We start from the raw sequence: 18,348 nt of genomic DNA on the forward strand, positions 1-18,348 counted from the left end.
TATGATTCCATCGAATGTGCTTTCCACGCAATAGTTAAGCACTAATTTTTATCCCCGCAATCGTAATATTAGAATAATCCACAAAACATTAAAAAATTGTGAAAGCAATAACTCTTCTCGGTTCCACAGGCTCGATCGGCACTCAGACTCTGGATATTGTAGCTCAATACCCCGATCAATTTCGGATTGTCGGGTTAACCGCCGGACAAAATGTAACGTTGTTGGCCCAGCAAATTCGCCAGTTTCGACCAGAGATTGTCGCCATTTGCGACGAAGATAAATTACTGGAATTGAAGGAGGCGATCGCAGACATCGACCCTCAACCTATTTTACTTGCTGGCGAGTCAGGCGTTGTCGAAGTTGCCCAATACGGCGACGCTCAAGCCGTCGTCACGGGCATAGTTGGCTGTGCCGGTTTGTTGCCAACAATTGCGGCTATCAAAGCAGGCAAAGATATCGCCTTAGCCAATAAAGAGACATTAATCGCAGGGGGCCCTGTTGTCAACCCCTTAATCGAAAAATACGGCGTTAAAATATTACCTGCTGACTCGGAACATTCGGCAATTTTTCAGTGCCTCCAAGGTGTTATGGTTGGCGGGTTGCGGCGAATTATTCTCACTGCTTCGGGCGGTTCTTTTCGAGATTTGCCGATCGACAAATTAGCAGGAGTAACAGTAGCCGATGCTTTGAAACATCCAAATTGGTCAATGGGGCAGAAAATCACGATCGATTCTGCTACTTTGATGAATAAAGGATTAGAAGTAATCGAGGCTCATTACTTATTCGGAATGGATTATGACGACATTGATATTGTCATCCATCCTCAGAGCATAATTCACTCGTTAATTGAGCTGCAAGACACCTCGGTTTTGGCGCAATTGGGCTGGCCAGATATGCGATTGCCGCTGCTTTACGCTTTGTCTTGGCCCGATCGAATTAATACAGATTGGCCGCGGCTGGATTTGGTAAAATCCGGTGATTTAACTTTCCGAGAACCCGACCACGAAAAGTATCCTTGTATGCAGTTGGCTTATGCGGCGGGACGTGCGGGCGGTTCGATGCCTGCGGTGCTGAATGCGGCAAACGAACAGGCGGTAGCGCTATTTTTGCAGGAGAAGATTCAGTTTTTGGATATTCCGAAGCTGATTGAGAAGGCGTGCGACAAACATCAAGCCGATAACTGTGAAAGTCCTGGTTTAGACGATATTTTGGCCGCGGATAGGTGGGCGCGGCAGGAAGTTTTGGCAGATAGTATGGAATTGGGCGATCGGATTCTTTCGGTTCGCTAATTGTATCAGCCGACTTGCACTTACCCACAAGCCCGCCGGGGAATAAATTCCCCGTCTCATAGCTAAAGTCGGTTGAAACCGACTGCCCAACCTTGATAGATATCCAGTCCTCTTTCAGAGGACTTTAGCTACGAGACAGGGGTTTTTAACCCCTGGCGGACTATGCCACAAAGTGCAAAATATCGGCAAAACCCTATAAAAAATTGACCAGATGTTAGCCTTTTATAGACTAACTCCCAACTTGTGCCACAAAATCAGCCACACTCATCTTTTCGTACATTTCAAAAGGTTGGTGAATCCAAGGATTGTCAGCCAAATAATCTACATAATAATCCGGCTTGGCAACAGAACAAGCCTTGTACCAGAGTACAGCAGTCCGAATTTCCTGAATATCCTCGCCGTAGCGACTCTTCAGCCAAGCGATACCTTGCTCTAAACTAATTCCCGAATCCACCAAATCGTCAATCAGGAGAATGCGGCTGCCCAAATTATCGCCCACCATTGTCAAATCGCGGGCAAACTCGATCGCACCCCGGACATTTCCCTCGGCCCCACCATAGGACGAGGCCGCTAAAATCGCCAGAGGTTTGTCGAAAATCCGTGACAGAGTATCTCCAACCCGCAGCCCCCCCCTCGCCAGACAGACAATTCGATCAAATTTCCACTGAGATTCCTCAATTTTTACAGCCAAATCCTCAATTTTCCGATGGTACTCAGGCCAAGAAACGTAAAGGTCGCTCATCAAAAAAATGGGTCTGAAACCCCGTCCTTTTAGGACGGCTTTACATGAATTTTTGTTAAGATATACCATTTCACACAAGACGTGCTAGTATGTGAAATAGCGTACTTAAGGTCAGCATGACACTAAAAGCCTTCAGCTATCGATTCTACCCAACGCCGGAACAAGAAAGTTTGTTGCGACGTACTTTGGGTTGTGTTCGTTTGGTCTACAACCGTGCTTTAGCCACAAGAACGGAAGCTTGGTACGCAGAACACAAACGGGTAGGCTATGCTGAGACTTCTTCAATGTTAACCGAATGGAAGAAAACTGAAGAACTAGATTTTCTGAACAAAGTGAGCTGCGTGCCACTGCAGCAATGCTTGAGACATTTACAAACGGCTTATACCAACTTTTTTGATGGGCGGGCACAATATCCTAACTTCAAAAAGAAACGCAACGGTGGTAGTGCAGAATTTACCAAGTCAGCATTTAAGTTCAAAGATGGACAAGTCTACCTAGCAAAAAGCACAGAAGCGTTACCCATTCGCTGGAGCCGGACACTACCTGATGGTTGCCGACCATCAAGCTTAAGCGTAAAGCTTGCACCATCAGGTAGGTGGTCAGTTTCTCTGCTGGTAGAGGTTGAAATTGAAGCATTACCCAGAACAGATAATCAAGTCGGTATCGACCTGGGAGTTACAAGCTTGCTCACTTATAGCACTGGCGAAAAGATTGCCAATCCCAAAGGATTCAAGGCAAAGTATCGCAATCTTAGAAAAGCGCAAAAATCTTTAAGTCGCAAACAAAAAGGGTCAAAAAACCGTCACAAAGCACGACTCAAAGTAGCGAAAGTGCATCAAGAAATTAGTGATGCAAGGAAAGATAATCTTCACAAGTTAACAACGCGGTTGGTGCGTGAAAACCAAACCATCGCCGTAGAAAACTTAGCTGTGAAGAACATGATTAAAAATCCCAAACTTGCCGCTTCTATAAGTGATGCAAGTTGGGGGGAATTAGTCAGACAACTTGACTACAAGTGCGATTGGTACGGTCGTACTTTAATTAAGATTGACCGATGGTTTCCGAGTTCAAAACGGTGTGGTAATTGCGGACACATCGTTAACAAGATGCCGTTGAATATCCGGGAATGGGATTGTCCTAATTGCCACACTCACCATGACCGAGATATTAATGCGGCAAAAAATATTTTGGCGGCAGGGCTTGCCGTGTCAGTCTGTGGAGCGACCGTAAGACCTGAACAGAGTAAATCTGTTAAGGCTGGTGCGAAACCCCGTAAGGGACAGAAGCAGAAACCTGAATCGTGAGGTTTGGGAATCCTCGTGCGTTTACGCCTGGGTGGATGTCAATCCTAATATTATTGAAATATCAAAGGTATTATTAATTATTTTGGGGAAAATGACATGGATGCAGAGGAACTTCTCAGACGGTATGCAGCCGGAGAAAGGGTTTTCCACAAAGTAGACCTGAGCGGTGCCCATATGTCAAGGACAAATTTGCGCGATATTGACCTGAGTCACGCTAATTTAAAAGGTGCAAATTCGATCGGTCTCACCCTCTACAGAGCTAATCTGTATCAAGCAGATATCAGTCAAGCCAACCTCTCCCAAGGCAACCTCATGTCCGCTAATTTTGGCGAATGCGAGGCGGTGGGAGCGAACTTGAGCGGAGCCATCTTGCGGAGTGTCGTCTTCAGCGGGGCCGATTTAACGGGGGCGAGTCTCAGGGGTGCAGACATGAGAGATGCAAACCTTCATGGGGCAATTTTGATTCAAGTTTATGCAGTTAACGCCAACTTGCAAGGTGCAAACTTGACAGAAGTCAAGCTTTGCGGAATCAACCTGAGCAAAGCAAATTTAACCGATGCGAACTTAACACAAGCTGACCTCAGCCGTGCTAACCTAACTCAAGCAAATCTGAGTTGGGCAAATTTGACGGAAGCAAATCTCGAAAAAGCGGATTTGAGGGGAGCCGATTTGAGCGGAGCTAACTTGAGCTGTGCAAATCTCCATCAAGCAGATTTGAGCGGAGTTTCCCTTAAGGGAGCAAATCTCCGGGGAGCAAACTTGCATCAAGCTTCTTTGCGCGGGACAAATTTGAATGAAGCGAATCTGAGAGAGGCCATGATGCCTGACGGCACAATCTCTGACTAAATAAGCTGACAAAATAGAAGTTAAAACCGCAGGGTGCTTGTGGCGCACCCTACATTTAGGCTAATGCCTGATTTTTTTAAGGGGATTTAATTCTGCCTTCAAGTGACAGTGCATTTAAAGAGTAGTGGCAAAAAATTTAGAACCGAGTTTAATCTACAACTTTCAGCCAGCCCCGGCGAACGGCGTGGAGCAAGCGGTTGATGGCTGTTTGATCTTCTTCGGTAAGACAGTCATTTAACAGGGCTGTTTTGAGCTGTTGTCGGTGAGTGGGAGTCAGCAGACCGGAGTGATATACCTGAAAGACTAGCTCTGCAATAGTAAATTGAGGTAACAGCGTTTGGGTTGTCATCATGTGTTTTTTTTTGAACTCACTTTTGACAGTATTAACTAATTTTTCCAAAATTTATGTGATTCAACTACGGGAGTAAATGTGATCAATTAGCTCTTGATGAGTGATTTGTGTCAGCCGGACTTGGGGATCGGATATTTCCTCGATAGCCCCGCAACTTGAAACACCAACCCCGTCCCGATTTCTCGCTTTTGGCAACTGCGAAATCTCTACTTTTGGTTAAGAAACGGTAACAAATAAATTAAGATTTATCTATTAAGAGATTACTAATGACTGCTAGGGAAATCGCTCTGCTTAATTCAAGGTAAAACTTTTAGCCTGTTTATAAACCCGCTTTTACCTACATTTACCTAGTTTCTTGGTGTGGTCTTTGTTCCGTGGATATACTTAATAACCCGCCAAAAGACAGATACAAGTTTCCGACAGGAGTGGCCATCGATCCAAAATTTTAAGCTCTAGTTCATGCTCCCACATTCATCTGTGAAGTCAATCTAAAATCTAAAATCTAAAATCTAAAATCTAAAATCGACTGGCTGCTTCAAATCAAAAATCCCGGCTTCTTCAAGAAACCGGGTCGAGCTTTTCGATCGCAGTACAATTTTTTTTTGAGAGGGTTAATGGAGCGACCTACTCACTTCAATCTTATTGTTGGCAAAGCTTGACAGGAGAGAAAGTAGAAATACTCATCTCAACTTCTGGTGTGAGGAGACTAATCGGAAATCCTGACCCATCCGCGGCGGATGGCGTGCAGCAGGCGGTTGACTGCATCTCTGGCGTCTTCGCTGAGAGCGCTTTGGCAGAGTTCGCGCAATCCGTGGCTTTCGGTGCGAGTCAGATTGCCTGAATGAGTGACTTGATAGAACAGTTCAGCGATCGCCCGATCGGATTTTAAAGTCAGAGCTTGCATGAAATCTCGTTGAACTCGACTATTATAATATCGATCATTTGACAAAAGAGTAGGGTGATTGCAGTCGGGTAAGCTGTGTGATCGTTCTTGGCTCCGTTTGTGACCTAAGTCTGCCAGTATACGTGATTTCAATCACATAAAACCCAAGACCTCGATCGCATAAGCTATAATTAGGGTGGTAGCCTCAAGGTTTGACAAAACCTCGAAAAGTCCTGAGTGCAAGACTTTTAGCGCCTCGCGCCGCTGGGCAGCAGGAGTATGTGCGCTCAACCTCGCAGGCTATGGACTTGGATAGCTGTGAAACTTTTGGTTTTAGACACTGGCAGCTTGCAGATCAGGGCATAAAGCTGCGATCGGCGAGCCACGGCCTGAGATACAATAATTATAAATACTCCTATCGCATCTATAGGCAGGCAGGTAAAAAAATGATAATGATTAGCTACTTTTCGATTGCCTTAATCGTTTTTCTTGTTTGGTTCAAAAGTTTTTTGAATGATACTGCGACATCTAAAAAAGACGTGATATCTTGGATAGCCTTAATCATCGGCCCTCTCGTTTGGCCTGTTGTTCTGCCCCTATCCCTTGTGCAAATTACCAGCAAAAAGTCTGTTGTAAAAACAGCTCAATGCGAGCAAGAATTCTAATAAATTGTGGAAGTAACTGGCTTCAACACAGTCGCTGATCTCGTCCTAAATTATTCGGCGTGCATCGCTCCGGGCAGCGAGTAATTTATCTTGTTTAATTGTAAAAAAAAGGCATCTAGAAGGTAGAACCCTATAAAAATTCTGAATCCTAAAACAGTATTTTTTTACAGCTATCAAATTCTGCCTTCTGCTTTGTGACAATCAAGCATCCAGGATACAAGCCCGCGGATTCATTCCGAAAGCAGACTCAGGACCCAGAAATAAAAAACCTGTATCCGATGAAACTTGCCGAACGTATTTATCCGTGGGGTCAATAGACCTCTTGCAAAAGTCCTTTTAATCAAATTGTGGAACGGGATCTCCGGCCCGTTCCACAAGAAAAAATGTTTTTTGTGGGATGGGCCGGAGATCCCGTCCTAGTTATTTTTGCAAGAGGTCTAATGCTTCAATTCTTTAATCTAAAATCTCAAATCTAAAATCGATTGACCGAGCCCAAAAACGGATACAAGTTTCCGACAGAAGTCGGCAGCAGCGCAAAATTTTAGGGTCTTGTTCAAGCTCTCAGATTCATCTGTGGAATAAATCTCAAATCTCCAATCGTTCAACTAAGCGAGATTGACGATCGCCCTCGCCAACGTCTCACGCCGAAGTCTCCAATCGACTGATGCCTAATTTTATTCTGTCATACCGTGATTTAAGGGTGTGGCTCAGTTAAAATTGTTCAGTCAAAATTGTCAGACTCACATTGTCCGACAGCGACCGCAACATTTTTTTACTCAAAAATTATCTGCCATCTCAACCAAGATCAAAATTAATATGTAATGTAACATGGCCTGTTGCTTGCAAAAATATAACTTCAGACATATTTTTGCCTGCCGCTGGCCAACTTAAGAATTTTTATACTTCCGGCTGCTACCTACCATTAATCGAAGGTGGGAAAATGCTGGCTAGGCGTTGAAAAACAGCTAGGCTCTTTGCCCTTTAACCTTTTCCAGCTCCCTTTCTTCAAATCGTAGCAGCTCTAAACAGGAAAATGTAGAGTTCGTTTGCGCCCAAATAGCCTAACTCTTACCGCAGTTAGATAGACAATTCAAGGCAGAAACTGCAATATGAAATAGGCAACAAAAACAGTTTCAAATCTCAAGTACGACTTATTTTGGGCGATCGCTCATCAGGAGTGTATAACGGGAGCCAGCGAAATTTTTAGAGGTGCGAGACGTTTGGGAACTTCTAAAAAAAAGTGCCGTCATGGTATCCAAATTCGTTATTTGCATAAAAAGTAGGAGTCAAAATGAACGAAGTATCTGAGAAACCAATTTATAGAGTTCTTCATCTATTGTCGCTGCTAGCGCTGGCATACTATGGAGCTACTTCCATCAATTATATTTTCGAGAGTGACGCTCAAATCTACAGGTACGATAGCCAGAGCAATTCCAACGCGTCACCCGCGCAACTAGCAGCACACCGCTAGGAATAAATATTAGAGATTTTCTCTCAATTAATGCCGAATTAAATTTCGGAAAATTTGCTAATCGTTAACGATCAGCTCGAAGTTAACAACAATTAGTGAAAAACTCTTTGCTAAAAAGTTAATATTTTTCCTCACAGGTATGAGCGATCGAATGTACCAAAAAAATTATCTATATTAATTGGTTCTCCAAAGAGAGCAGAGTGATGAAATGATCGTCAAGCATTTTCATCAGTAAGAGCATTAATAGGTTTAGTAATCGCTTCATCCCGAAGAGTTGAAGGTAGATATAGCAATCCTCGCATCATTTGCATAATTATTGTAGGGGCAATCCCACGCCCGGTTGCCCGATAGATAGGGGGTAGGCACGGAGGCACTACCCCTACAAATTTATCTGAATCATTTAGGATTGCTATATGCTTCAAAACGGAAAATAGCTTGGATTTTTGCCCACTACAACTAGATGGGAGATAAATCCGGCGAGTATGGAGGTAATAATTTTACTTGGGAGCCGATAGATACCATCAAAAAATTGGCGGCTTCAGCATTATGAACAGGTAAATTATCCATAACTACAATTGCGCCAACCCATAACTGCGATTCATCTGTGGACTAAATCAAAAATCAAAAATCAAAAATCTAGTGACAGTACCGTCACAAATCTACCGGCCAACCGTTCATCCCAACTTCACCAAAAGACGATCGCTACATTGTCTGATTGTGCGGATGGATGCGGCTCATGGTTGAAATGACGGAGAGGGGTTGCAAAACTGGGTTTTTTAGCCAAAATCCTACATTGAGCGTGAGGGATTTGGCTGGAAACATCAAGGTGATGAGGCTCAAAAGTCCGTGAGGGACTGTGTTGGGAAGCACTTTTGATTAAATACGGCCTCCAGCGTGCGCGGGCTTGCTTTCAAAGCCAGCTAAAAAATTTTGATTTCTGGGGAACTATTGGCGAAAATCAAAAGTCAAGTCAACAACAGTGTACTTAAAAGAACTCGCAGCTCAGTTCCAGCCCCATTGCGGGCGCTAGAACTCTCCGGCGATCGACAGTGCCCGCGGGCCCGGTGCAACTTCTCAATCTTGAGAGCATACTCCCATTAAAAATGGTCTCTGTGTATCTTCCGGGTATTGTTTTAATAATGACTAGCCACACCGACGGTCATTATGGTAAACTCGCAAACGTTTAAGTGGAATATTTTCGTGTTAGAGGAGGCAGTGGTGGAGTCGAGAGTCAAAAGCAGGAAACAACCGAGATTTGCTGCTCAACGAATACAGGATTCAACTCGCGCTCCCAGGCTCGCTGCTGACAATTTAAATTACATGACAGCTTATAGCAGCCGGGTCAATTAGGGTCTCAACCGATGTCCGGTTTCATTTATTGAATCCCTTTGGAGGGAAAAGTGTATTGTAGAAAAATGATTGATCTTTTAGGAGGAGTGTAAATGACACAGGTAACAAATCCAACACAACCAGCAAGTTCACTATCTGGAGGTGTCGGTGGCGGTGGCTTTACCGTTATCGGCACCCAAGGCGACAACAGGTTGAGCGGCGGCCCCGGCAGCGATATCATCCAGACTTTTGCGGGCGCTGATGTCATCGCTGGTGGCAGTGGCAACGAGCTGATTATATCGGGCGGCGGCAATGACAGTGTCGGCGGCGCAGACGGCAACGATACCATCCTTTCAGGCAGTGGCAGCGATGTGGTCGCTGGCGGCACAGGCGATGACTTCATCTTTGGCGGTAAAGGTGATGACCTCGTAGACGGCGGTGATGGCAATGACTTAATTTCTGGCGACAGAGGCAACGACACCGTACTCGGTGGAGGTGGCAGCGATACAGTCTTTGGCGGCCAAGGCAGGGATGTTGTCAGCGGCGGCGACGGCAACGACGTTCTCTACGGCGGTAAAGACAACGATACTGTCGATGGTGGCGCTGGGAATGACTTTATCTCTGGCGACAGAGGAAGTGATGTCCTGACGGGCGGTGCTGGCAGCGATACGTTCTACTTCTTCTCCAGCGGTGGCGAATATGGGGTAGACACGATCACTGACTTTACCCCAGGCGAAGATAAGATCCGCTTGAAGCAGGGCGGTGTGTTCGCTGGTTTGGGCAGCACGTTCGAGGCAAGCGAGTTTGTCGTCGTTTCTGGTTTCAACGAAGCTACTCCAGGATCTGCCACGACGAACAAGTTGGTCTACGACCCAACAAGCGGTAAGTTGTTCTTCAACGGCACCAGCGGAGTGCTAACTGTTGCTCAGTTGCAGCCTAACCTGACGATTACCTCGAACAACTTCGAGTTGTTCTAAAACAATTGGCTGTTGTGGGGCGGCACCGGATCAGATTCGGGGCTGTTCTCACAAAGCCGGTAGTTTTAAAGGATTTCAACCTCACTCTGCCACAAGCGGGGTGAGGTTGAAATATTCAATGCAGGAACTGAAGCAGGGGCAGTTTAAAAAAATCGATCGACAGTTATTGATAAAATTAATCGATCGCCCGATCGGGAAAAAGATAAATCAATACGGTTGGGTTAAGCTCGATCCCCCCGGCGCCTAGGGCGGGCACGGGGGCACCGCCCCTACAAGGGGGGGCAAGAACTTACTCTTGCGTCGCCCAACAATCAGGGGGATGCTGCAAGGGATCTCGCCCGGAATAAATATTTTTAACCCAAGCGTATTGAAATATAAATACAAAGTTTTTAAATTAGAATTTCTAGGTTTTACTGAAGCGGTAAAGAAACCGCAACTGCACCGCGAGCAATGAGCACTGAAGAATATATCCGGCAAGCCCAAATTTATTTGAACCGGGGGAAGTTAACTGAGGCGATCGATTTTTGCAAAAAGGCGATCGAACTTCAACCGTTTTCGCCCTCGGCTTACACGACTTTAGGCGAAATTCTCGAAGCTCAAGGCGATCCGACGGCGGCAAGAGACGCTTTTGTGCAAGCTTTGGAGATTTCGCCCCAGTTTTTTCGGGCTCATGCTTATTTGGGTCAACTTTACAGCGAGTATGCGTGGCTGGATGAGGCGGTTTTTCACTACCGACAAGCTCTGGATTTGAAACCAGATTGGGCAGAAGTTCATTATAACTTGGGAAATGTTTTTCACAAGCAGGGTAATTTGTTGGGGGCGATCGAGTGTTACCGAAATGCGATCGCCCAAAAACCGGATTATCTTGATGCTTTATACAATCTGGCTGTGGTTTTAGATGAAAATAGTCAGCTCGAAGAGGCAATGGATACCTACCGACAGGTGATTGCCGTGGCGCCGGATTATGTGAAAGCTTACAGCAATCTGGGTGTGATTTTGCTAAAGGACGATCGCGCTGCTGAGGCGCTCGAAGTTTACCAGCGGGCGATCGAGATTAAGCCGGATTGGGCGACGCTGCACAATAATTTGGGCCAAGCCTTCCTGGACAAAACTCCGGAAAGGGCGATCGCATCTTACCTCACAGCTATTGAGTTGGAGCCGGACATGGTTTTGGCTCACTACAATCTGGGGAAAGCGTGGCAATTACAGGGGGAACATTCGGCGGCGCTTGCTTGTTTCGATCGCGCGATAGAGCTCAATTCCGACTATATTTCGGGCTATACAGACGCCGGGTTTTCTTTGATGGTTTTGGGCAAAATTGCTGACGCCATGTCTTATTTTGAGCGGGCGATAGCTCTGAAGCCTGATTTTGTTGAGGCTTACTGTCGCTTGGGAGACAGGCGCAGAGTTGCGGCGGTAGATGATGATGAATTCTCAAGGGCGATCGCTGCGTGCGATCGATTTCTCACAGCACTAACTGGAAGGAAGAAGGAAGAAGGAAGAGGGAAGAGGGAAGAAAAAGAAACTATTCCCAATGCCCAATGCCCAATGCCCAATGCCCAATTACCAATTGCTGAAATCTGCGATAATTTAGCCGAAATTTACTTGCATTTGGGAAATGCTTTAACAGAGTATGGCGGACACGAATCTGCCGCCGCTTATTATCAAAAAGCTTTGCAAATTCAACCACAGAATGCAGAGATTTACTGGCGGGTGGGAAATTCCTTAGCCCAGCAAAAGCGGTTCATTGCAGCAATTGCAGTTTACCGCATGGCTTTGACGATTCAACCTGCTTTACCGCAGGTTTATTTTGAGTTGGCAAAACTGCTGGAAAAACAGGGGCGCTGGGAACGGGCGCTCGATTATTATCAAAAAGTTTTAGACTTGCAATTGCACGGGTATGGAGAGAAGAAAGAGTGGAAAAAACAGAGTTTTATCTTGCCAGATAACACTTCTATAAAACCTCCTCACGCTATTTATTTATCTAGTTGGGATTGGCTGGTTAATGCTAAGTTGGATGCTGACAATTATGTGGAAATATTTTGGAAACCTGCACCAGACGCAAGTGCAGAAAATATTCCGAATTCCCAATTGGCGAGATCCAATTCCCAATTGGCAAATTCCGATTGTGCCGGGTTAACTTGCGGGCTGTGTTTGCAGCGACTTTCTAAGTGGTTCGATCCGGTGCATTTGGGTTGGGGAGTTTGCCGTTTGTCCAACTCGCAACCGCTACCTGTGGAGTCGCCAAAGACTTTTGTGGCTGCAATTCCCAACGGGCGAGTTTGGATTGTGCCGCAGGAAAATTATTGGCTGATTTGTAAGGCGATCGCTGTAATTACTCCTGACAATTATTTATTGGCTGATGTGTCGAGAGATTATCCGGGGTTTTTACCTGGATGCGAAAAGCATGATGTGAGGAAACACAGCGTTTTTCAGTTAGACTCCTTCCCGTCTCTCAAGCAAATTGACGGCAGCGTGGCGGTGCTTTCTGGTTTGTCGGGAAATGTCTATTTTCACTGGATGGTTGATGTTTTGCCGCGGATAGAATTGCTGCGGCACAGCGGTAGGGATTTGGCGGATATTGATTGGTTTTTAGTGAATAGTTGTCAACACCAATTTCAGCGGGAAAGTCTAAGAATTATGGGCATTCCCGAAGAGAAAGTCTTGGAGAGCGATCGCTTGCCTCACATACAAGCAACCGAGTTGATTGTACCTTCTTTTGCGGGATATTTAGGCTGGCCTTCTGGGTGGGCGATGGATTTTTTGAGGCGGGAGTTTCTCAAGGGAATTCTACCTAGTTTCAGCTATCCAAGACGCATTTATATCAGCCGCAGCAAAGCAAGATATCGACGAGTTTTGAATGAGGAAGATGTGGTTGAGGTTTTGGAGAACTTTGGCTTTGTTTCAATTTTTCCTGAGTCGATGTCTTTGGCAGAGCAAATTGCTCATTTTTACCACGCTGAGGTAATAGTTGCCGCCCACGGCAGCGGCTTGACAAATACGATTTTTTGTAGCCAGGGAACTAAAGTAATTGAGTTGGTGTCGCCTCACTATATCAGCCATTATTACTGGGGAATCAGTCAATATTTGCAGTTGGAACATTACTTTTTAGCGGGCGAGGCTTTTGAATGCTATCCTATTAGACAGTTGATGTATCAGAATTCGCTGACAGAGGATATTTTGGTGAACTTGAGTTCGCTGAAAAGGATGGTTGAGGTGGTGGGTTTGGGTTAGTTGGTGTCTGGAGAAAGTTTAATTATGCCCTCGATTGAGAAGATGGAAAAGGCAGCGGTTGATTTGAGTCGGCAAGCAGAAGTTTATTTAGCCGAAGGAAAGTTGAATGAGGCAGTTGCTGCTTGCGAGTCAGCGTTGAAAATTGAACCGAATTTGGCTGCCGCTTGCCAGACGCTGGGAAAGGTGATGCAGGTTCGAGGTGAAATCGAGCAAGCTAAGCAGTGGTATGAATCGGCAATTGATCGCAATCCAAATTTGCCGGAAGTTTATGCTAATCTCGGCATTTTGTATTCTCAAGAAAAACAGTGGGAAAAGGCGATCGCCAATTGTGAAAAAGCAATTTCGCTAGCGCCGAATTTTGCTGCTGTTTATCGGCAGTTGGCGAGAATTTGGACGCAGTTAGAGAAGCGAGAAGAGGCGGCAGACTGTTGGTATCAAGCTTTTAATATCGAGCCGAATTGGGCAACTGCTGAGGAGCACGTCACTCTGGGAAATAGTTTGGTTGAATTGGGAAAGTTCGATCGGGCTAGAGAATGTTATTCGCGGGCAGTTGAGTTAAACCCGAAACTGGCAACAGCTTATCACAATTTGGGAGAAATGCTGGTTGGTCAGAAACGGTGGGATGAGGCGATCGCCAATTACCGACAAGCCATTGCCATCAATCCAAATTCTTTTGAATCTTACCACAGTTTGGGTAAGACTTGGGCGGAGCGAGGAGAATTGGATCGGGCGATCGCCTGTTACAACAAAAGCCTCGAACTCAATCCAAATTATGCTCGTGCTTACGTGGGTTTAGGTAATGTTTTCGCACAAAAACGCGACTTTGATGCAGCTATTAAATGTTACCGTCAGACTCTGGAAATTAATGATAATTCCTACTGGGCATACAATTGCTTAGGGGACGCTTTAGCTCATAAAGAACTGTGGTCCGAAGCTATTAGTTGCTACCGCAAAGCTATTGCAAGAAATCCCAATATTCCTTGGTTTTATGTCAATTTGGGAGTTGCCTTAACCTGCGAACAATCCTGGGATGAAGCTGTGGCTGCTTACCTGCACGCGGTTCAGATTGAGCCGAATTTGACCGGAATCAATCAGAGGTTGGGATATGTTTTGCGGAAGCGCAGCGAATCGGGTTTAGACAGCACAATCGAAACTTATTGTCAAGCTATTGAGGTACTTGCAAGCGGGAAAAATTACCACAACTTGCTGGGAATTGAGTTAGATGGAGCGGAGTTTTATATAAATTTAGGCAATAGTTTAGCAAAACAGAAGCAGTTGGAAGGTGCGATCGTATTTTATAGTATGGCACTGCAAATTGAACCCAATGCTGCGGAAGTTGTCGCCCAACTGGATGAGGTTCGGGCAAAACAACAGGAGTTCTACGCACAAATTGCCACTTACCGTCGCCAAATTGAAATCGAGCCGAGCAATTCTAAGCCTTACAACGATTTAGGAAATATTTTACCCCAATTAGGGGAATTAGAAGAAGCAATTATTTGTCACCAAAAAGCGAGCGAATTGAGGGGTTGGGGTGATTGTGCGGCAAAAGATTATCAATTTACCCAAGATTGGTTTACCCACAATATTCCTATTTGGCAACGGCATTTGCAGGAATTTACCGGAATTGCGGATTTTCAAGTTGTGGAAATCGGCAGTTTTCAGGGAATGTCTGCTTGCTGGCTGCTGGATAATATTTTAACTCATCCGACGGCAAAGATTACTTGTATTGATTTGTATTTCCAACAACCTTTTAAGGGCAATATTGTTAAAACGGGAGCAGCAGATCGGGTAATTGAATTAGAAGGTTACTCTCAAGATGTGTTAGTGAATTTGACTTCGGAATATTACGACGTTGCTTACATTGACGGCTGCCACAAACCCACCAGTGCTCTGCAAGATGCGATTTTATCTTGGAGGTTGGTGAAAGTTGGGGGATTGATGATTTTTGACGATTACGAGTTTACGTTTCCCGACAGCCCGGAGCAAGATACTAAAATTGGGATAGATGTTTTTTTGGAGATGTTTGGAAGTCAGTTGGAAGTTGTACACAAAGGCTATCAACTGATTGTTAAAAAAATAGGCAATCAAAGTTTGGGCGAGGAGCAAACTCTGTTGTCTCTAGGTTGGGAAAAGTTGGGGGATATTGCGGCGAATTCCGGTTATTTGGATGAGGCGATCGCCCGCTATCAAACAGCTATTAAAATTAAGTCTGGCAACTACATAACTTACCACAAGTTGGGTAAAAGTTTGCAAAAAAAAGAACTATTTGACGAAGCTCGGGCCGCTTACCAACGGGCGATCGCACTCAACCCTAATTTTAGTTGGTCTTACCAATTTTTGGGAGAAACTTTGCAGGCGATGGATGAACACGGCGAAGCCGCTGCTGCTTACCGCAAAGCTATTGAGTTAAATCCCGATTTTTGTTGGACTTACAACAATTTAGGCGAGGTGCTGATGGAGCTTTCTGAGTTGGAGGAAGCTGCTGTTGCTTACCGCAAGTTAGTTGAACTCAATCCCGATTTTTGTTGGTCTTACGAGAGATTAGGTAGGGCTTTAGTTGCACTAGAAAATTGGGAAGAAGCGACGGTGGCTTACCGCAAAGCTATTGAATTAAACCCCAATGATTGTTGGCTGTACAATAGTTTGGGGGAACTTCTGGAATTACAAGAAAATTGGCCCGAAGCAGCAGGGGCTTTTGATCGTGCTATTGAGCTAGAATCTGATCATAGTTGGCTGTACAAAAAGTTGGGTGATGCACTGCGGAATCAAGGGGAATTGGAAAGGGCGATCGCCATTTATGAAAAAGGCATCAATTTCGATCCAAAATCCTGTTGGTGTTACGAAGGATTGGGTTTGAGTTTAATGGCTAAACAGCAGTGGGAACCTGCAATCACTAATTTAGTTCAAGCCCTGCAAATTAAACCCGATTTGTTTGAAGCATACGATAATATAGGTTATGCTATGGAACAACAAGGAGAAGTCAATGAGAGCGATCGGGGAGAATACAGCAATCTAATCTTACCCTTAAGTATTCTCAAAAAATACTGTGGGTTTAGAGAAGATTTGACCGTTGCAGCAGAATCCAATCCGCACCTCACCTGCATTGACATCCATCCTGCGAGTCAAATCAATTTATCTGATTCCAAAACAATCGACAGCAGCCGCAGATTTTGGGAACATCAAAGTCATTCCAGAAAAGCTTTTGTTGCCGTATTGCCAAACGGACGAGCTTGGGCAGATGTTGTGACTACCGCTGTGATTACTTCAGACAATAAACTTGTTGCTGATATTTCAATGGGCTGTGCTGAATTGGTAATCACTTCCGACAAATTGCCTCCCGCTGAACACGTTGATGGAAATGTGGCTTTTTTATCGGCTCGCTGGGGGGGAGCTGCTTATTTTCATTGGATGTTTGATGTGATTACCCGATTTGACCTTTTGCAGCGGAGCCGATTGATAGAAACTATAGATAAGTTTGTTGTCAATGCCTGGGATTCTTCCTATCAAGCAGAAACTTTAGATACTTTAGGAATTCCTCAAGATAAACTTTTAGAAAGTCGCTGCAATTTACACATTACAGCCGATAAATTAATAGTTCCGTCAATATCTTATGACGGATCGGGGGCGGTTTCTAAATGGAAGTGTGAATATCTCAAAGAGACATTTTTAAAGAAACAACAGCCACTAAACACAGACTATTCAGAGCGAATTTATATCACCCGTCAACAAGCATCCTATCGGCGGCTCGTCAACGATGAAGAGGTAATTAAATACTTAGAAAAATTTGGGTTTCGCAGTGTCAAGTTAGAAACGATGTCGATAGCGGAACAAGCATCGTGTTTGGCTGCTGCTAAAGTAGTTGTCGCACCTCATGGCGGGGGGTTGACTAATCTAGTTTTCTGCAGTCCGGGAACCAAGGTAATTGAGATTTTTTCTCCCCTTTATGTTCCGCATTGTTATTGGATGATTAGCAATTTGTGCGGTTTGGAACATTACTATTTACTTGGCGATTTGGTGGATAACCCAACTCAGAAATCTCCTGGACATAAAGATATGCGGGTGGATTTGAACTCGCTGGAAAAATTACTGACTATTGCAGGAGTTTTGCATGGATAATGACTACCACGATTTGGGGAATTCCCTGCAAGAAAGCGGTCGGTTTGATGAGTCTGTTGCTGCGTACAAAAAAGCTATTGAATTAAATCCTAATTTTTCTTGGTCTTATCACAGTTTGGGCGATGTTTTGCTGAAACTTGAAAAATGGGAGGAAGCTGTGGCTGCTTACAAAAAAGCTGTTGAGTTAAATCCAGATTTTTCCTGGTCTTATCACAATTTGGGCGATGCTTTGCAGAAACTTCGGCAATGGGAAGAAGCTGCTGCTGCTTACCGCTGCGAGATTGCACTCAACTCGGATTTTGCTTGGTCTTTTTGCAATTTAGGCGACGCTTTAACTAAACTAAAACAGTGGGATGAAGCTATTGCGACGTATTTAAAAGCTATTGAAATTGACGGAGATTTGCCGGGAATTTACGAGAAGTTGGGATATGCTCTCGGACAAACTGAGTCGGATTTAAAGTTGGTTTTAGAACAATATCAATTGCAAATTACACCGGAAAATTGGGGATTTTATTTGCAGTTAGGAGAGAATTTAGCTAAGTACGATCGCCCAAAAAGCGCAATTATTATTTACCAAGATCTCTTGACAGCTCTGCCTAATTATGGTAATGTTTCAGCGAAATTAGAGGAGTTGTTGCAGCAGCAAGAAAAGTGCAATAGCGCATTAGCCTCATCTCGCGCAACAGTCGCCCAAAAACCCGATGATTGCTGGTCTTATTACAATTTAGGTGCTGTTCTGAGCCACCAAAAATATTGGGAGGAAGCTGCGGCGGCATTTTTCCAAGCAATAGAAATAACTCCCGATCTTCCTTGGTGGTTTTATTACAATTTGTGGGAAGTTTTTGTTAGGCAAAACAAGCTAGATGAAGTTGAGAACTTGTGCCGCGAAGTTGTTGCAGCTAAACCGGAGGCTTTTTGGCCTTATCTGAATTTGGGAGAAGTTTTGACGAGGCAATGTAAAATTGCCGAGGCGATTAGCTGTTATCAAACTGTTAGTTTTAAACAAAGTTTTGCATCTATTATCAGTAAGAGAACAGGCAAGATGCCTGTTCCACAAGCAGATACAGGCAAGATGCCTGTTCCACAAGCAGATACAGGCAAGATGCCTGTTCCACAAGCAGATACAGGCAAGATGCCTGT

The 18,348-nt window shown here is 44.7% G+C and carries 13 protein-coding genes; 9 read left to right on the plus strand and 4 right to left on the minus strand.

What is annotated here, in order from left to right; all coding sequences use genetic code 11:
* Nucleotides 1-98: 98 nt before the first annotated feature.
* Entirely contained in the window at nucleotides 99-1,289 is a 1,191-nt protein-coding gene (gene dxr / locus QUB08_RS20095; protein WP_333226441.1) for a 1-deoxy-D-xylulose-5-phosphate reductoisomerase, read from the plus strand.
* A gap of 229 nt (nucleotides 1,290-1,518) precedes the next feature.
* Here dxr and QUB08_RS20100 read toward each other — a convergent pair whose 3' ends face one another.
* Nucleotides 1,519-2,031, minus strand: coding sequence for a phosphoribosyltransferase family protein (locus QUB08_RS20100; RefSeq protein ID WP_333226443.1), 513 nt, complete (start codon nucleotides 2,029-2,031; stop codon nucleotides 1,519-1,521).
* Between the two features lie 116 nt (nucleotides 2,032-2,147).
* Here QUB08_RS20100 and QUB08_RS20105 point away from each other — a divergent pair, with 116 nt between their 5' ends.
* On the plus strand, nucleotides 2,148-3,335 hold the full coding sequence (locus QUB08_RS20105; protein WP_333226445.1) for an RNA-guided endonuclease TnpB family protein: 1,188 nt from the start codon (nucleotides 2,148-2,150) through the stop codon (nucleotides 3,333-3,335).
* 96 nt (nucleotides 3,336-3,431) lie between these two features.
* Nucleotides 3,432-4,181, plus strand: coding sequence for a pentapeptide repeat-containing protein (locus tag QUB08_RS20110; protein WP_333226447.1), 750 nt, complete (start codon nucleotides 3,432-3,434; stop codon nucleotides 4,179-4,181).
* Nucleotides 4,182-4,329: 148 nt separating this feature from the next.
* Here QUB08_RS20110 and QUB08_RS20115 read toward each other — a convergent pair whose 3' ends face one another.
* Both QUB08_RS20115 and QUB08_RS20120 read right to left on the minus strand, forming a co-directional pair.
* Nucleotides 4,330-4,530 (minus strand): hypothetical protein, encoded by a 201-nt coding sequence (locus QUB08_RS20115; RefSeq protein WP_333056545.1) that lies wholly within the window; start codon nucleotides 4,528-4,530, stop codon nucleotides 4,330-4,332.
* Between the two features lie 709 nt (nucleotides 4,531-5,239).
* Nucleotides 5,240-5,437: a hypothetical protein gene (locus QUB08_RS20120; protein ID WP_006632170.1), complete on the minus strand. Its 198-nt coding sequence runs from the start codon at nucleotides 5,435-5,437 to the stop codon at nucleotides 5,240-5,242.
* 191 nt (nucleotides 5,438-5,628) lie between these two features.
* Here QUB08_RS20120 and QUB08_RS20125 point away from each other — a divergent pair, with 191 nt between their 5' ends.
* Nucleotides 5,629-6,081 (plus strand): hypothetical protein, encoded by a 453-nt coding sequence (locus QUB08_RS20125; protein ID WP_333226449.1) that lies wholly within the window; start codon nucleotides 5,629-5,631, stop codon nucleotides 6,079-6,081.
* Nucleotides 6,082-8,008: 1,927 nt separating this feature from the next.
* Here the strand turns inward: QUB08_RS20125 and QUB08_RS32190 are convergent.
* Entirely contained in the window at nucleotides 8,009-8,128 is a 120-nt protein-coding gene (locus tag QUB08_RS32190) for a transposase (protein WP_445300402.1), read from the minus strand.
* Nucleotides 8,129-8,994: 866 nt separating this feature from the next.
* On the opposite strand from QUB08_RS32190, the gene QUB08_RS20130 reads away from it, so the two are divergent.
* The 5 genes from QUB08_RS20130 to QUB08_RS20150 form a co-directional block, all read left to right on the plus strand.
* On the plus strand, nucleotides 8,995-9,858 hold the full coding sequence (locus QUB08_RS20130; protein ID WP_333226451.1) for a calcium-binding protein: 864 nt from the start codon (nucleotides 8,995-8,997) through the stop codon (nucleotides 9,856-9,858).
* 118 nt (nucleotides 9,859-9,976) lie between these two features.
* Nucleotides 9,977-10,105, plus strand: a complete 129-nt coding sequence (locus QUB08_RS20135) for a hypothetical protein (RefSeq protein ID WP_333226453.1) — start codon at nucleotides 9,977-9,979, stop codon at nucleotides 10,103-10,105.
* Nucleotides 10,106-10,308: 203 nt separating this feature from the next.
* Nucleotides 10,309-13,092 carry a tetratricopeptide repeat protein gene (locus QUB08_RS20140; protein ID WP_333226455.1) on the plus strand — a complete coding sequence of 928 codons (2,784 nt, stop codon included), beginning with the start codon at nucleotides 10,309-10,311 and terminating at the stop codon, nucleotides 13,090-13,092.
* Between the two features lie 24 nt (nucleotides 13,093-13,116).
* Nucleotides 13,117-17,208 (plus strand): tetratricopeptide repeat protein, encoded by a 4,092-nt coding sequence (locus QUB08_RS20145; RefSeq protein WP_333226457.1) that lies wholly within the window; start codon nucleotides 13,117-13,119, stop codon nucleotides 17,206-17,208.
* Nucleotides 17,201-18,348 (plus strand): tetratricopeptide repeat protein (locus tag QUB08_RS20150; RefSeq protein WP_333226459.1); only part of this gene is annotated, 1,148 nt, incomplete at its 3' end. The genes QUB08_RS20145 and QUB08_RS20150, both read left to right, overlap by 8 nt.

Origin of the sequence: Microcoleus sp. BR0-C5 (assembly GCF_036705045.1) — a bacterium.
Lineage (GTDB): Bacteria > Cyanobacteriota > Cyanobacteriia > Cyanobacteriales > Microcoleaceae > Microcoleus.

Coding starts and splice junctions, on each gene's coding strand:
- QUB08_RS20135 (WP_333226453.1), top strand. CDS start 9,977: ATGCAGGAACTGAAGCAGGGGCAGTTTAAAAAAATCGATCGACAGTTA.
- QUB08_RS20105 (WP_333226445.1), top strand. CDS start 2,148: ATGACACTAAAAGCCTTCAGCTATCGATTCTACCCAACGCCGGAACAA.
- QUB08_RS20140 (WP_333226455.1), top strand. CDS start 10,309: ATGAGCACTGAAGAATATATCCGGCAAGCCCAAATTTATTTGAACCGG.
- QUB08_RS20145 (WP_333226457.1), top strand. CDS start 13,117: ATGCCCTCGATTGAGAAGATGGAAAAGGCAGCGGTTGATTTGAGTCGG.
- QUB08_RS20130 (WP_333226451.1), top strand. CDS start 8,995: ATGACACAGGTAACAAATCCAACACAACCAGCAAGTTCACTATCTGGA.
- QUB08_RS20100 (WP_333226443.1), bottom strand. CDS start 2,031: ATGAGCGACCTTTACGTTTCTTGGCCTGAGTACCATCGGAAAATTGAG.
- QUB08_RS20120 (WP_006632170.1), bottom strand. CDS start 5,437: ATGCAAGCTCTGACTTTAAAATCCGATCGGGCGATCGCTGAACTGTTC.
- QUB08_RS20110 (WP_333226447.1), top strand. CDS start 3,432: ATGGATGCAGAGGAACTTCTCAGACGGTATGCAGCCGGAGAAAGGGTT.
- QUB08_RS20115 (WP_333056545.1), bottom strand. CDS start 4,530: ATGACAACCCAAACGCTGTTACCTCAATTTACTATTGCAGAGCTAGTC.